The sequence below is a fragment of the Psychrosphaera sp. B3R10 genome (genome assembly GCF_018861025.1).
Classification (GTDB): Bacteria; Pseudomonadota; Gammaproteobacteria; order Enterobacterales; family Alteromonadaceae; genus Psychrosphaera; species Psychrosphaera algicola.
In genome coordinates this window covers 1-16,220 of the sequence record NZ_JAHKQH010000006.1, presented here as the reverse complement: position 1 = coordinate 16,220, position 16,220 = coordinate 1, and the positions used below count along the sequence as shown (strand labels likewise).

The 16,220-nt window shown below is 41.3% G+C and carries 10 protein-coding genes and 4 tRNA genes; all 14 read left to right on the top strand.

What is annotated here, in order from left to right; translation table 11 throughout:
* The coding region (locus tag KO525_RS01315) for an Ig-like domain-containing protein (RefSeq protein ID WP_215961992.1) at positions 1–3,934 on the top strand (3,934 nt) is incomplete at its 5' end.
* A gap of 29 nt (positions 3,935–3,963) precedes the next feature.
* Positions 3,964–4,893 carry a hypothetical protein gene (locus KO525_RS01310; protein ID WP_215961991.1) on the top strand — a complete coding sequence of 310 codons (930 nt, stop codon included), beginning with the start codon at positions 3,964–3,966 and terminating at the stop codon, positions 4,891–4,893.
* A gap of 77 nt (positions 4,894–4,970) precedes the next feature.
* Positions 4,971–6,326, top strand: coding sequence for a surface lipoprotein assembly modifier (locus KO525_RS01305; protein WP_215961990.1), 1,356 nt, complete (start codon positions 4,971–4,973; stop codon positions 6,324–6,326).
* Between the two features lie 290 nt (positions 6,327–6,616).
* On the top strand, positions 6,617–8,035 hold the full coding sequence (locus tag KO525_RS01300) for a TolC family protein (protein WP_215961989.1): 1,419 nt from the start codon (positions 6,617–6,619) through the stop codon (positions 8,033–8,035).
* Entirely contained in the window at positions 8,022–9,239 is a 1,218-nt protein-coding gene (locus KO525_RS01295; RefSeq protein WP_215961988.1) for an efflux RND transporter periplasmic adaptor subunit, read from the top strand. The genes KO525_RS01300 and KO525_RS01295 overlap by 14 nt, the downstream gene beginning before the upstream one ends.
* Complete coding sequence (locus tag KO525_RS01290; RefSeq protein ID WP_215961987.1) at positions 9,236–12,331, top strand: efflux RND transporter permease subunit; 3,096 nt, start codon at positions 9,236–9,238, stop codon at positions 12,329–12,331. Before KO525_RS01295 ends, KO525_RS01290 begins: the two co-directional genes overlap by 4 nt.
* Positions 12,332–12,499: 168 nt before the next feature.
* Positions 12,500–13,561, top strand: coding sequence for a UDP-N-acetylmuramate dehydrogenase (gene murB, locus KO525_RS01285; protein ID WP_215961986.1), 1,062 nt, complete (start codon positions 12,500–12,502; stop codon positions 13,559–13,561).
* 1 nt (position 13,562) lies between these two features.
* Entirely contained in the window at positions 13,563–14,546 is a 984-nt protein-coding gene (birA, locus tag KO525_RS01280) for a bifunctional biotin--[acetyl-CoA-carboxylase] ligase/biotin operon repressor BirA (RefSeq protein WP_215961985.1), read from the top strand.
* A gap of 1 nt (position 14,547) precedes the next feature.
* Positions 14,548–15,258: a type III pantothenate kinase gene (locus tag KO525_RS01275; RefSeq protein WP_215961984.1), complete on the top strand. Its 711-nt coding sequence runs from the start codon at positions 14,548–14,550 to the stop codon at positions 15,256–15,258.
* Positions 15,259–15,434: 176 nt separating this feature from the next.
* Positions 15,435–15,510 (top strand) — tRNA-Thr (locus KO525_RS01270).
* Between the two features lie 50 nt (positions 15,511–15,560).
* Positions 15,561–15,645 (top strand) — tRNA-Tyr (locus tag KO525_RS01265).
* 90 nt (positions 15,646–15,735) lie between these two features.
* Positions 15,736–15,809 (top strand) — tRNA-Gly (locus KO525_RS01260).
* 8 nt (positions 15,810–15,817) lie between these two features.
* A tRNA-Thr gene (locus KO525_RS01255) sits at positions 15,818–15,893 on the top strand.
* A 117-nt stretch (positions 15,894–16,010) separates the two neighbouring features.
* Positions 16,011–16,220, top strand: a 210-nt coding sequence (locus tag KO525_RS01250; protein WP_252738697.1) for a GTP-binding protein, incomplete at its 3' end; no start/stop codon positions are given.

Below are 16,220 nucleotides of genomic sequence, written 5' to 3'. Positions count from 1 at the left end.
TGTGGTATTCATTGATGATGCTGCCGCAGTGGGCAGTCAATCAACAATAACAGTGACCACGCCAGTCGAAAGTGGGTCTAGTGTGACAGTATCCGGTACGGTAATTGTGACAGTTGGGCAGCCAATATTAGAAACGTTGACCATGTCAGCAAGCGAGACGACGGTTCCGGTTGGCACCACACAACAAATTTCTGTGGCGGCGCTACTGTCTGATACCAGTACAACCTTGTTAACAACTCAAATTTGGAGTAGTAGTGATACGACGATTGCTACGGTGGACAGCAGTGGTTTGGTTACCATAAAGCCTGGGGCTACTCCGACGACAGATACCGTTGACATTGAAGTTAAAGCTTTAGAATTATCAAGTGGAAGCACTTATGTTACGGATACATTAACTCTAACTGTTGGCGACCCAGTATTGACTTCAATAGCTATCGATTCGTTTGAAACCTTTGTAGGCAGAGGTAAAACAACGACATTAACCGCGACGGGGACTTTATCTGATAATTCAACAGGAACACCAACAACATTGACTTGGAGCAGTTTAAATACGGCAAACGCGGTAATTGATAGCAGTAGTGGCGCAATGACTATTCCGAACACTGCTACGATAAACAATACTGCAGTGGTCAAAGTCTCTGCACCTATTGAAACAGGCTCGGCAACGTTAGTAGAAGGCACGGTTGTTGTCACAGTAGGTTCGGCAGATTTAGCGTCGCTTACTATAACGTCACCTGAAACAAATGTCGCTATTGGTAAAACGGTATCACTCAGTGTCGCTGGCACGCTCACTGACGGCGGGTCTGGCATTCCAACTTCGGTATTGTGGGTAAGTAGTGATGAAGATGTTGCAACAGTTGATGGAAACGGTGTTGTAACCATTAAAACCGATGCTACGGACGGCGAATCTGTTGTTATTACCGCTAAAGCGTTGGAGTCGTCAAGTTCATCTACGTTTATTACTGATACGGTAACATTGACGGTAGACCCTGCAGAAGTTACTGCAGTCGAGATAACAACATCAAGTGGCGCTCTTCCGCGGGGAACTTCGGTAACCTTGTCTGCTGTTGGTACATTATCTAGTACCGCTAACGGTCTGCTCGACGATTTAACTTGGAGCTGCCTAGAAGACCCATGTGCTGTAACCGTAAATTCTAGTAGTGGCGAAGTAACTTCAGCCAATGCTTCGGTAATTGGTGCACAAGCAACCATTAAAGTGACAACGCCTATAGTGAATGGTTCATCAACAACGGTTGAAGATACTTTTATCGTAACTATAACCAATCCGTTATTGACGTCATTGGCAATACCAGAAGGCGACTCTACTGTCGAAGTCTTGGACAATATTGATTTATCAGTTACAGGTGTCCTTTCAGATACCTCTACAACTATCTTAACTGACATCTCTTGGAGCAGTGACAATGCCGACTTCACAGTGGATGCAGATACTGGGCTTGTTACCGTAACGGCTTCCGCTAGTAGTGGCGACACTGCAACCATTACGGTGAGCGCCGAAAACGGGGCCAGCTCAGCAACGACTATTACAAGTTCTGTGACAATCACAGCTTCAGTACCTTTAATCAATAGCATTACATTAGATCAAGCTTCCCAAACTGTGCCTCGGGGCACAAGTATCGATGTCATAGCCACGGCGACTAAAACGGATAGTTCTACTGTAAATCGTTCGGATCTAAGCTCAATTATGACTTGGTCGAGCGCTGATACAGACGATGCAACCGTGACGATAATCGATGAAGGCACAGTGAATGCTCTTGCTCGAATAAGTATTCCAAATACGGCAACAAAAACTAATACGGTGGTTCTAACGGCTTCTGTTCCAGAAGAGACCGGGTCATCAAATTTAGTAACCAAAACAATAACTATTACTATCGGTGAACCTACTCTTAGCGTAGGTTTAGCATCCAGCACATCTTCTACCGATGTACCGCTTGGAACAACATTGACGGTTGTACCCACATTCACCTACAGTGATGGTGCTGACACTTCGGCATTTGATAAAACAAGTTTGACTTGGTCGACGCCAACACTAGATCCAGCATTGATCTCACTAGACACGGCGACAAATTATGGCGAAGTACAAGCCATTCGCCTTGATGAATCGTCTAATACCACGGCTGTTGATGTGGAATTAACAGCGGATGACAGTATTACGGCAACCATAGATTTAACAGTGGTTGAGCCAGTCATAGAATCATTAGAAATACATAGTTATGGCGATAATGCATTAGCTGAGTCGCAAACTATGATATATACCCCAGTGGCGGTATATTCTGACAAAACCACAGCTGTTTATCCTAATGCTTTGGATTGGGAAGCGAGTGACACAGTAGACCTAATTATATTTGACGGCGATACGGATCTTACAACAGCACATACCGGTGATATTAACGTGTCTACTGCAACATTAAGTGCTGATGAAACCTCTGCAACAATTACGGTAACCGATAGCTCAACCACGCCAGATACGGTAGGAACAGCAGGATTGACGTTATTGGATGGCATAACTGTCAGTAGCATTCAAAACTCAGTGGCTGCGGCAACAGTTGTTCAAGGTTCTAGTTATCCGTTATCGAGTTACATGTTATTAAGTAATGATCAAACTTTAGACATCAGTAAATATACCGCTTTGTGGTCAAATACAGCGCCGAGTGATACCGAAACAACCGTCGATAGTGCAGGGCTTGTTAGCTTTAGTGCAACAGCCGTTACAGGCACAGTGACGGCAGATGATTCGGTTAATACAGCTAATGTCACTAGCTTTACCGTTGAATCCGGTACATTAGCTAGCATAGAAGTATACCCTCGAAATCCTACTGTCAGACGCGGTAAAACAGTCGACTTCAAAGCTTATGGTTTATATACCTACGACACAGGCAGCAAAAACATTGTTGTAGATATTACTGATCAAGTGGCATGGAGCAGTGCAAATACTACGGTTATCACAAACGCTGGGGCTGCAATTGCTGTTGGTGCCGATGTTGATATGACCGCGACGTTGAGTGCAATTAGTGGTACGTCTTCGGTTACAGTCGTTAACGCAATAACAAGCATAACACTTGGTAACGTACCAACTGAAGTCAATGACAATGGGGCGACAAAAGTTTCTAGACGCTATCAACTAAAAGCATATGCAAACTTTGCAAGTGGTTATGTCGAAGACATAACCGAGCAAGTGTTATGGTCAAGTTCAGCGTCGAGCAAAGCGACTGTGAGTAACGCAAGTGGTGAGAAGGGCTTGATGATGCCTGTATTGCCAATTACAGATAGCGATACAGTAGCATTTACAGCCGAATGGTTTACTGACACAGGTCTTGAATCAGTGACATCTGGGGATGTAACCTTATCGACAAACGCAGTAGATAACTTTGACAGTATAACAATTACTCATGCGACAAGCTTTAATGACATGGGTAAGGATGTCGTAACAAACTTAATCGCAACCGCTAATTACGCTGGTGGTGGAACACTCGACGTTTCCGAACAAGTCACTTGGACTTCAAATACGCCAACTGCGGTTTACGTTAGTAACGCACCGGATTTAAAAGGACAAATCGCCAGTTTAGGAGACAGTACAGCGGCAGTAACTATCACGGCAAAAATGCCAGATACATCAATATCAGGTACTTACGCGCTCACTAGAACAGATGAAACATTAAGCACACTAACGATTTCACCTGACACACAAACTATTGTTGTTGATGGTACGCAACAGTTCACTGTAGTGGGAACATATACCGGTGGCGACCCAGTGGATTATACCAACCGAGTTGTTTGGACAAGCTCGGATGAATCGCTAGTTATAATTAGTAATGCAGAAGAGACTCGTGGTTTAGCGACACGACTCGCCGATGGAGATGTCACAATTACAGCGACTTACCAATCGGTCACAGATACAAGCGGGACTATAGATTAATGAGCTATTGGTTGATGGAAAGTAACTTAATGAAAAAAATGCTTATCTTATTGTTATTGTGCTGCGCACCTATCAATAAGTCATTGGCAGACACAAAAGTAAATGCCAATGATTTACTGGAAAAAGGTGTAGAAGAACGATTTTCGTTAACTTTTATTGAAAAGCTACTGCTAATCGAGCCGGAAGTGTTAGATAGGTTTTCTCTATTAGAACACGATATAAAACGGTTTAATTCTGAACTAGCCGCAGTGACTAAAACTTATAGCGATTCTTTGGTGAAGTTTGATCAATATAAAACGAAGCAAATAAATCAGCACAATGTTAATGAAGAGTTTGTTTTGTTCAATCAACTCGAGAATCAACAACATATGCAGGGGATCCTGTCTGCTGAATATCATGTTAATAGAGTTCGCGAGAAACTCTACGAAAGTCTATTTGAATATGAATCAATTAAGAAACGAATTGAAACTGTTTACCAAGAACAACACAAAGCAAACATTGTACTGGTGAAAGAGAAGCTACTCGCCGGTGATAGTTTTGTAATTGCCGAGGGGCAAAAACAGCAAATTCTCGAATTTGTACTTTCGTATCAAGATAGCCCCGTTGAATTAGCTCGTATGTTATTGCATAGGAATGTTCAGCAAATTTTGCCAGATTATTTAATCGAACAGCTTAATATATTTAGTCAATCAGAAATTAGCTTAGCCGATGCTTTAAAAACCCCAGAGGTGATGGCTGCTGTAATCAGTAAAATCGAAGATATCGATGTGTTGCCAAAAATGGGACTAAAGGATATCGGTTATAAAATTTATAGTGTGGATCAAGCGCCTAAAGTATTAAAATTAGGCGCGCCACCGCTACTTATAGATACCTATCTAAATGCCAGCATTCAACGAAACTTAAATTTGGCGCTGATATATGAGTTACCGGTACCAGCGGAAGAGATCATTAGGTTTTAATATGAATACTTTTGTTTATATATCCAGCCAAAGAGTAGTATTAATGTGTTCATCCTCGTTTGATAAAAGAGTAACAAATGCATAATTTAAGACAGTTTGCCGCCATTTTTACTCTCGTTTGGGGATTAATATGTTCATTCGATGCTCGCTCTGAACAGGATTTAAGAGCTATTCATACCGAATTACTCGAATCTATAAATCTTTTAAAAGACAAAAAATATGCGGAAGCTTGCGTTAAACTAAAGCTATTGCCAACGTTAGACGAATCGTCTAACGACCCGATTGTAAAACAACTTCAACTAAATATTTATTATATTCAGGGACAGTGTTTTGCGGGATTGGGTTTATATGACGACGCTAAAAATTATTTTCAGGTATTGATAGAAGAAGATCCTGAACAAGCACGTCCTTACCTAGATTTAGCTATTATTCACCAGTATTTAGGTGAATTTGATCTCGCAGAAGATATTTATGAACGTGTACTAGATCTCAATAGTTTAGAGCCGGATGTACATAAAAAAGTATTAGAAATGCGCAAAGTTAACCCAGAAAAGCTCCAGTACAATTTAGAATTATTGACGGGGTTGTTAGTTGACAATAATTTAGTTAATTCACCAAGCGCAGCATCTGTTGTTATATATGGTAAAGAGTTCTTCTTTAATGAAAACCTGCGTCCTACAGAAGCGAATGGCGTTTTTGTTGGGGCAAATGCGTCGATTAGTAAACTGCTAGATAATGATAAACGCTTATCACTAAAAATGAATATCGCTTCATCAAACTACCTCAATAAACCAGACGGAAATACTCTGCTGGTGGATTTTGTTGGCGGGTATCACGCCAAGTTAGGTCAATCAGAGTATGGCATAGAGCCGAGGTTCGCATCTGTTAGTATTGGTGGCGAAGCGCTTTTAAACATCGCGTCTTTAGGGGCTCGTTTTACGACATTTTTAAATAATAAAATTCGCGTCTCTCCTATGCTTGAATATGCCAAATATGATTACACAAGCTCCTTTGACCGCAGTGCGGATGTTATTAGGCCTCAAGTCTTAGTTAACTACTCTTATAGTCAAAAGCTAATGATAATAGGTGTTTGGTCAATGAATTTAGCCTCCGCTAAAGAAAAACAAAACAGTTATACCGGCTTGCGATATGAAATCGGTACAAGGTATCGCTACAATAGTAATTTAATGTTTGGGGCTGACTACAGCTTAAATACGTTGGACTTTGATGAGCAACTCGACGCGTTTGACGTTAAGCGAGCAGACACAAGGCATTCGTTTAATATTAATTCTAGTCTCAATTTAAAAGGGCTTGGTTTTCCTCGATTAACTCTAGATGTGGGCATTAATCATTTTCAAAATGACTCCAATATAGGACTTTACGCTAACCAAAGAACTCAATTCTATTCGTTAGTGAGATACGCTGCGTTTTAGGCTGTACCCACAAAAGGTCGTATTACCTGTATGGGTTTATTACCTACAGATGTACAGTTTAGTCATGTAAGCTATCGTCACGTAGAACCAACATTTCCAATCTTTATGATTTTATATTTAACTGACCGCCGTAATTTATGAGAAAATTTTTATTTGTTTAGTTATTTATAATAGTTTGAATTAAATTTGGATTAGTTGATTGTAAACGGATAAAAAGATATAAAGAGGGTATACGTTTACCCTGTTTGTTTTTCGAGTTAAAAATAGGGTCTTTAAGGGAAGTATTTAGTTTGAAGTGGATAATAATTTTTCCCCTCGTAATGTTTTTAACAGCTTGTGCCTCAGAACCAAAGCATTTGGAGGGGGACAAACTCGATAATATCGATGAGGCGATACCTAAAGATTGGCGATATAGCGCTAAACTTTTAGTTACTAATAGTGATTTGTTGTGGGGTATCAAGATCCCTGATCCCATATTGGCGAAATTATTAGAAGTTAGTGATGAAAATATCAGTCTCAAAATTGCTAGATTGAGACTTAGACAAGCTAAATTAGATTTCGAGATTTCAACAGGCCAGTTGTGGCCAGATGCAAGCTTAGCTGCAGGACAAAGACATTCCCAATCTCTGGTTGACGATGAGAAAAAATTTTTAGACTCCTCAAACATCGGACTCTCTGTAAAATGGGAAGTGGATCTGTGGGATCGGCTAGGGGATGAAACAAAACGAACCGCTTGGTTAGCAGAAGCCAAGTCATACGATTTAGTAGCCGCTACCTACTCATTGCAATCGCAGTTTTTGACAACATGGTTTGACCTAATAGAACAGAAAAAACTACTGGAATTAAACAAAAACAATATCGAAAATCAGAATCGAAGATTACAAATGTCGATGTATCGATTAGACAATGGGCTATCGAGTGGTATCGATATTCGAAACGCCAAAACAAACTTATTTAGACTGCGCGAAAGCCAAAAAGGCCTCCAATATAGGCTTGTTGAAGCGAAACGCAGACTGAACTTAATGTTGGGGCATTATTCAGAATCTGAACTTGATATAGACCTGACGTTTCCCGAATTAGAAACCGGTGTTGTATTTAATAAGCCTCGGGACATTCTTTTAAATCGACCCGATGTGCTAGCTGCAAATGCCAATTTATTGGCCGCGGGCTTTAGCTGGGATGCGGCCAAAAAACGTCAGCTCCCTAAGCTTACATTAAATTTTGATTTGGATGCGCGGCGCAGCAAAATTGAGGAATTATTTGATTTTGATTTTTGGTTGTCATCGATTTCTGCTTCGATTGTTCAACCCATTTTTTATCGAGATGTTTTGTCTAAACAAGCTAAAAAATTAGAGTTGTCGCAAGAAATCGCCCTTCAACAATACCGCCAAACGCTTTTAGATGCGTGGCGAGAAGTCGAATCCGCAAGTCAAAATGAGCTTATTTTGCGAAGTCGTCAGTCTCTTTTAAGTCGAGCATTTGCTGAAGCAAAAGAAGCTGAAAATCAAACTGAAATTCAATATACCGCAGGTTTAGCTAATAGTTTCGAGTTGTTATCTGCACAACGCACAAGAACGTCAGTTGAAACGGATTTGATGAAGCTTGCCACAGCACGTCTAAAAAATAGAGTTCAGTTAATCTTAGCGCTGGGCATACCAAATTCAGAAGAAAATAAAACAAAGAAGTTTAATTCGCATGTTAAAAACTAAAATTGTAGATTCCATCCCTTTTGTAAGCGCTATTCTTATTATTTTATTGACGCTCTATGGATTAGATTTTTTTAAACCTGAAGCTGAGAAAAGACAATACAAAGCTAAAAAGTTACGAGTTTTTGTAGAACGTATTAAGCAACGTGATACGCAACTATTTGCCTATAGCCAAGGAGAAGTGAAACCAAAACAACAGGCAGACTTACGAAGCCAAGTAGAAGGATTAGTTGTTTTTGTGTCCCCTAGTTTAGTGGTTGGTGGTCGAGTTGTTAAAGGTCAAACTTTATTGCAACTAGATAAAAGGGATTACTTGCTGGATGTCGTGCAACGTGAAGCAAAGGTAGCGCAGGCGAATCAACAATTAGAAAAGGTAAAAGCACAAGCTAATGTTGCTGAATTAGAATTAGCCAATTTGGGGCGTAAAAACGCCAATGACTTAGCGCGCTGGCGCCCACAACTTGAACATGCGGAAGCTGAATTAAAGGCGGCTAAAGCCTTGTTGGAAATTTCACGTTTGAAATTAGAACGTACCAATATTACCTCGCCATTTACCGGTGTGGTTCGCTCGGAATCAATCAATATCGGTCAGCAAGTGAGTCGCAATAGTGTCATCGCGACGGTTTATGCGAATGACGTTATGGAAGTAGCCCTTTCTTTAAATGGCAAAGACTTAAAATTATTAGAAATGCCAATCGACTTTTACCAAGAGCAATACGAACAAGGCATTCCTGTTGTGCTGAGTACAGAGCTGGGCGACCAAATAACCGAGTGGGAAGGGCGGATTATGCGTACTTCAGGGCAGTTTGATACTCGGACTAGAACCTTAGGGGTAATTGCCGAAATTTATCAGAGTAAAAATCAAAATAGTATTTTGCCCGGGTTATTTGTTAACGCGCGTATCAAAGGCGTAAGTGTGAGTAACGCCAGTACTTTACCTAGAACATCGGTTCACCCAAATAATAAGGTGTGGTATGTCGATGAAGAACAAACACTGCAAGTTACGCAGGTTGAACTGATCCACCGCGACAACCATTCCGTGGTCGTCAAAGGGCTTAAAAACAATATTCAAATAGTTACCTCAGCGCTTGTTGCCCCAGTACCAGGTGTTTCCGTAAGAACCTTAAAAAGTCAGCCTAATAATTTGACCGAGGAAAAAACCGAGAAGCCAAAAAGGAAAAGAAAGCAAAAGGACGCTGAAGCATGAAGTCGTTAGTTTCTTGGTGGGTTAAAAATCCTATCGCGGCAAATCTCGCGATGATTTCATTGATCGTTGCAGGGTTAGTCAGCTACTTTTTCGCAATAGAGAAGGAACCGTTTCCAACTGTTAAAATGGCTACTATGGATATTCGCATCAACTGGCCAGGTGCGGGACCGAGAGATATTGAAGACCAAATTATTGTCAGGTTTGAAGATGCGGTTAAAAACGTCGAGGGCATTAAAACGATAATTTCCCGAGCGTTGGAAGGGCGCGCTTTTATTACAATTCGAGGGAAAGAGCGAGTTGATAGAAGGGAATTCGCGGAGGAAATTAGAGAAAAAATAAATTCAGTTAATGGGTTGCCTAGTGATACCGAACGACCTGTCGTAACGGAAAAAACTAATCGTAAGTCGATGATCAGAATTGCCTTACACGGGCACATAAATCGAGATTCACTTACCGGGTTATCACATGAAATTAGGCGTCAAGTTGCGTCATTACCGCTTATTTCAACCGTCGATTTAAAAGGCGAAGGTCGCTATGAAATAGCCATTGAAGTTACGGAACAAGCTATGTCGACCTATGGTGTCACCATAGAAGAAGTAGCTAATGCGATAAAAAGCTCTTCGATTAATACATCTACCGGAACCGTGCGCGACGAAGCAGGTGTATTGATGTTATCGGTTAGAAATAGGGCCGAGCAACAACAAGAGTTTGAAGACATTATCATTCGTCAGGGCAAGGGGGGAGAATCTTTATATCTAAGAGATGTTGCCACCGTTGTAGATGGATTGGCTGACAGTCGCTTTGTTTCAACATTTGATGGTGAACCCGCGATACTAATCGATGTCATGAATAGCAGTTACATGAATATTCCAAAAATGTCTAAATACGTGAACGACTATGTAAACAAAAAAAACTTACAGTTGCCTGAAGGCGTCAAGTTGACCATTTGGTCTGATTGGAACGAAGCCTATCAAGGGCGGCTAATGACGATATTTTCAAATGCGGTAAGCGGTCTTATCTTAGTCTTCATTTTATTGTTATTGTTCCTACAGCCTAAAGTTGCATTTTGGGTAAGTGCAGGTATTGCAACGGCATTTGCTGCGAGCTTTGCGCTGTTACCAAGCTTCGACGTTTCGCTTAACATGATATCTCTGTTCGCGTTTTTGATGGTGATCGGCATCGTTGTCGACGACGCTATTGTTATTGGAGAAAGTGTTCATTTAAGTCATGAAGCTGGGCTGCATGGAGAAGAAGCGGCAATCGAGGGGGTAACTCAGGTCGCGAAACCGGTATTGTTTGGTGTGCTAACGACGATGGTCGTGTTTGCTCCAATGGCGTTTTTACCTGGAAGTACGGCAGAATTTACGCGAGCTATTGCGACAGTTGTGATCCTCTCACTTGCATTTTCATTGTTCGAAGCGCTATTTATTTTGCCTTCGCATTTGCGCCATTTACAGGGCGACAAACCAAGTGAAAAACCATCTAAGTTAGCAAAAATCCAAAAACGTATTGCATCAAGTTTAGACTACCTAAACGAACGATTTTATATCAAACTTTTGCAATGGTGCTATAAACACAAGCAAACGACGATAGCGATTTTTGTTGGCGCTGTATTTATCGGTTTTAGTCTTCTAAATAATAACTATATTAACCAGTCGTTTATGCCTCAAATAGCCGATGACAAAATTCGTTTGGCGGTTACCTTACCCACCACGGCCACTCATGAACGAATGTTACAAGTATTGCAGCAGATCCAACAGGGTCAAAAAAGGCTGCTTGAACACGTAGAACAATTACCAAGTCCATTTTTAGTCGACCATGATTACACGCGATTGTCGGGTACACAGATAACAAGTGAAATAAAGCTAGTTCAATATGATAAGCGGGCAATGACGATTAATGAAGCATCAGCGTTTTTGCAAGAGTACATTGGTGATATTCCTGACGCAGAAGAAATCGAACTAAAATCGACACTAAATACACTAGAACCTAGGGTTGGTTTTAGTTTCAATTCGCAAGATATTGAAGCGTTAAAAGAAGGCGTGGCCGACTTTAAGCAACATTTGGCAACGTATTCTGGGATCTATCTGCTCCGCGACAATATGGATAAAGGCTCACAGGAACTTGTCTTTACACTTAAGCCAGGCACAGAAGCGTTGGGTATAAATTTACGTGATATTAGTAGGCAAGTTAAACAAGCTTATTTTGGTCAAGAAGTACAACGACTACCCAAAGTTGGCGGCGATGTTCGAGTTAAAGTCATGTATTCACGATTTGAACGTGAGTCGATTGACACCCTACAAAACCTCAAAATCAGAAGCAAGGACGGCCGCACAATCCCATTGATGGCGATTGTTGATGTTGAAATCAGGGCGGGTATCCAACGCATTATCCGCCGTGATGGATTTAAATCTGGGTATGTTTATGCTGAGTATTCAGGTGAAGACCAACGCGCTTTAAATATCGACGTTAGGGAAAATTATATTCCTGAATGGCAAAAGCGGCACCCACAAGTGTCGTTTGGGCGTGGTGAGCGGATGCAAGAGGAGAATGAATTCCGGCAGACGGTTATCGTGTTGGAAGGGCTCGCCTTAATGGTTGCCTATATGTTGATGGCCATTGCTTTTCGTTCCTACAGTCAGCCATTGTTAATTATGTCGGCAATTCCGTTTGGGGTTTTAGGGGCATTAATGGGCCACCTGATCCATGATATTAGTTTTGGTATGTTCTCCATGTTGGGTATTCTCGCTGCATCAGGAGTTGTGATAAACGATAACCTAGTATTGGTTGACGCAATTAACCGATTTAGGGAAAAGGGGCTAAGTTTTAAAGATGCGGTGTTTAGAGCTTGTCGAACTCGATTCCGACCAATAATTTTGACGTCAATGACCACATTTATTGGCTTGATGCCAATGCTAGCCGCTGAAAGTGTCCAGGCCAAATTTTTAGTGCCAATGGTTGTATCGTTAGCTTATGGGGTGTTAGCCGCAACAATAGTTACACTTATTTTCGTTCCCTGTGTGTATTGGTTAACGACCGACTGTATACAGGGGTGGCAAAAACTGCGTACAAAACTGATAGAGAGTAAATAACCGTATTGTTTTAGCCGTAGAATAAACCTTGCCTAGTAATTAGTGCTGGCGGGTGTTGAGCACGCTTTTCGCACTGTAATCGTAAATTTATTATGTTTGCAGTGCGTAATTTTTTTAGTAACTGATATATTACGCATTATTAGTCATTTAATTTTGTCGGTTATTCCCGTGATATCAGTCCAGTCTTTTCATACATTTCAATTACAAGCAAATGCCAAACGGATCAGCTCTATTGACTCGATTGAAGATTGTCGTAGGTACATTGGACGCAAAAATGGCAAAGATTTTATTTTACTAGGCGAAGGCAGCAACTGCGTATTTGTCGAAGATTATTATGGTGAAATTGTCATTCCTAAATTATTTGGGAAATCCATCGAAGAAGATAACAGCAACTTTTTTGTTGACGCGTCCGCAAGTGAAAATTGGCACGAATTTGTCATTTGGCTATTGGCAAACAAAGTCTATGGTTTAGAAAATTTAGCGTTAATTCCTGGTACTGTGGGCGCCTCGCCTATCCAAAATATAGGTGCCTATGGCATTGAAGTTTGTCAGTTTATTTCGTCTGTCGACTACTTTGATTTAACCTGCGGGGAAATTAAGACGCTTGATGCCCAAGCATGTAATTTTGGATATCGAGACTCTGTTTTTAAGGGGGAGCTAAAAGCAACTGCGATCATTACAAAGGTGAGATTCACAATTCCAAAACAGTGGACTGCAGTAGCAACCTACGGCTCCTTAGCTGATATAGATAACCCCACCGCTGAGCAAATCTTTACCGAAGTTGTCAAAATCCGCCAATCAAAATTACCAGATCCTGAGTTGACCGGTAATGCCGGTAGTTTCTTTAAGAATCCGATAGTCGATAAGCAAACAGCAGACACACTGGCAAATAAATTTCCTGGTATGCCTTTGTATAAAGTTAATGATGGTGAATCTAAAATTGCCGCAGGTTGGTTAATTGACCAAGCCGGATTAAAAGGCAAAACCATAAATGACATCGCGGTGCATCAAAACCAAGCACTTGTATTGATAAATACAAATAACAATGGTTGTGGTAAAGACTTAGTGGCTTTAGTGGATGAAGTTTGTAACACGGTATTTGCCAAATTTGGTATTGAGTTATCCACGGAAGTGCGCTGTTTCGGTCATGAAGGTGAACTTAATCTATTGGCGAAGAAGGGCGAAGAGTCCGAACTTACAGCCGTCAAAAACGCTAAAGGGACTCGATAAATTGGCCAAGTTAGAATTAAAAACAGAAATCGCAAGCATATTAGCAGATGGGAATTTTCATTCTGGGGAAGAGCTCGGCCAATTGTTTGGCGTATCACGTACCGCAATTTCGAATCACGTTAAAGCGTTGATAGACCTAGGGCTAGATATTTTTTCAGTGCATGGTAAAGGCTATAAGCTTGCGGAGTCCATTGATTTACTAAACGCAGAAGAAATACGTCAGGGGTTAGGCAATAGTAACTCAATTGATGTGTTTCCAATTATCGACTCTACTAATGAGTTTCTGATGACAAAGATCAGAAACAGCGATCATATCTCTGATGGGCATACGGTTTTAGCCGAGTGCCAAACCTCAGGCCGTGGTCGACGTGGCCGAACTTGGGTTAGCCCATTTGGATCGCACATTTATTTTTCTCAGTACCGCAAGATGGAAGATGGTCTTGCGGCGGCGTCTGGATTGAGTTTAGCGGTAGGTGTCGCGGTTAAAAACGCATGCCAAGCCATTACAGGATTAGAGCTACAGTTAAAGTGGCCAAACGATATCCTCTATCAGAAGCAAAAGGTCGCTGGGATTTTGGTGGAAGCTGAGGGGCAGTCCGACGGGGTCTGTCATTTAGTGATTGGCATCGGTATTAATGTTGATATGCCCCAGGGGAGCGCTGAACAAATCGATCAACCCTGGACCGACTTGAAGCAACTATCTGAGCGGCAAATTAACCGAAATGAAATCGCCATTGAGTTATGCCATCAACTCAATATCGTTATGGGCGAGTACCGTGAACACAGATTAGATAATCTTTATAAAGAATGGAATTTAGCCAACGCTTTTAAAGATAGTATGGTTAATATCATTGCGAATAAAAATACTCAAACTGGTCGTTGTTTAGGGATAGATCAAAGTGGTGCATTGATTGTAGAAAATCCAGCTGATGGTTCACGTTTTAAGGTGTTTGGTGGCGAGGTAAGTTTGCGGGGCGTAGCGTAAAATGCGTTTGTTAATCGATTGTGGCAATACGGCGATCAAATATCGAACCGTCAATTCAGAGGGGAGCTTTGTACAACTAAGCTACGAACAGATTGTTAAAAATGTATCCCAAATTAGCCAAGTTGTTTATTCGAGCGTCGCAAAACCACCGGAATTACAATCTCTTCTCGAAATATTTACAAAACACAGTATACCTTGCAAAACAGTCACCACGGAACCGACGTCATTTGGTATCGTATGTGGTTATCCAAAGTATCAAAATTTGGGAGTAGACCGCTGGCTAGCGATTATAGGTGCTAATTGGCTCGCGCCCGATGAAGACCTTATTGTAGTCGATGCAGGAACCGCTATGACCGTCGACATACTCACTTACGATCGCGTTCATAAAGGCGGATGGATTATTCCTGGCTTAAGATTGATGCAGGAGTCTATTATCGTTAAGGCTCCCGGTGTTTTTAGTGATTCAAGGCTAACGGCGGAAGTCTTTGGTTCGGATACACCCACTGCACTTTATGAAGGCTGTTTAAACAGTTTAGTTGGTGCGGTAAAAAATGCAGCCATGTCATTTGAAGCTCAATTTAGTCGCAAAGCCAAAATAATGCTCACAGGTGGCGACGCTGACGTTATTGTTCAAAAGTTGAATGAACAACGTTTAACAGAAAGTTATTCCATCCATCCAAACTTGGTTTTTCACGGACTTAATCGATATTAGTATCCATTAATCAGCAACGTTTTTGCTTTTGTTTCGATAATAATTACGCGTTTTTTAATGAATATTGCACGATTTGTTTAAAACATCACCAAATGATCGATAAAACTTAAAAAAAGTTACTTTTAGTGTTGCACTATCGAAATTGTTACCATAAAATGCGCCCCACTTGATGCAGTGCCGGCTTAGCTCAGTTGGTAGAGCAACTGACTTGTAATCAGTAGGTCGCCAGTTCGACTCCGGCAGCCGGCACCATCAAATCTTACTTACACAACTTTGTTGTGAGGCCAAGTAAGATGTTCTGTGGAGGGGTTCCCGAGTGGCCAAAGGGATCAGACTGTAAATCTGCTGGCTCTGCCTTCGGTGGTTCGAATCCACCTCCCTCCACCACTTTTTCTTGTTTTGTTGATACTTTCGTTTCGACAAACTTAAAAAGGTCGGCTCGCGGCCTTCTTTGCTTGAGTCGAGAATCGTTTCAAAGCGGACGTCGTATAATGGTATTACTCTAGCCTTCCAAGCTAATAACGCGGGTTCGATTCCCGCCGTCCGCTCCAAGATTTTTGCTGATATAGCTCAGTTGGTAGAGCGCACCCTTGGTAAGGGTGAGGTCGGCAGTTCGAATCTGCCTATCAGCACCACTTCTTAAATATTCTCTTCTTCTTGTATAAACTAATTAAAAGCACTACTTTTAGTAATTAATTTATAACACCACGCTTTCGAGCGTATCACATTAATAAACTTAAATAGGTCTGAAAATGGCAAGACAAAAGTTTGAACGTACGAAGCCGCACGTTAACGTTGGTACAATCGGTCACGTTGACCACGGTAAAACTACATTAACAGCTGCGATTTCTGCAGTATTAAGTAAAACATACGGTGGTGAATCTAGAGATTTCGCACAAATCGATAATGCACCTGAAGAGCGTGAGCGTGGTATTACAATTAATACTTCTCACATCGAGTAT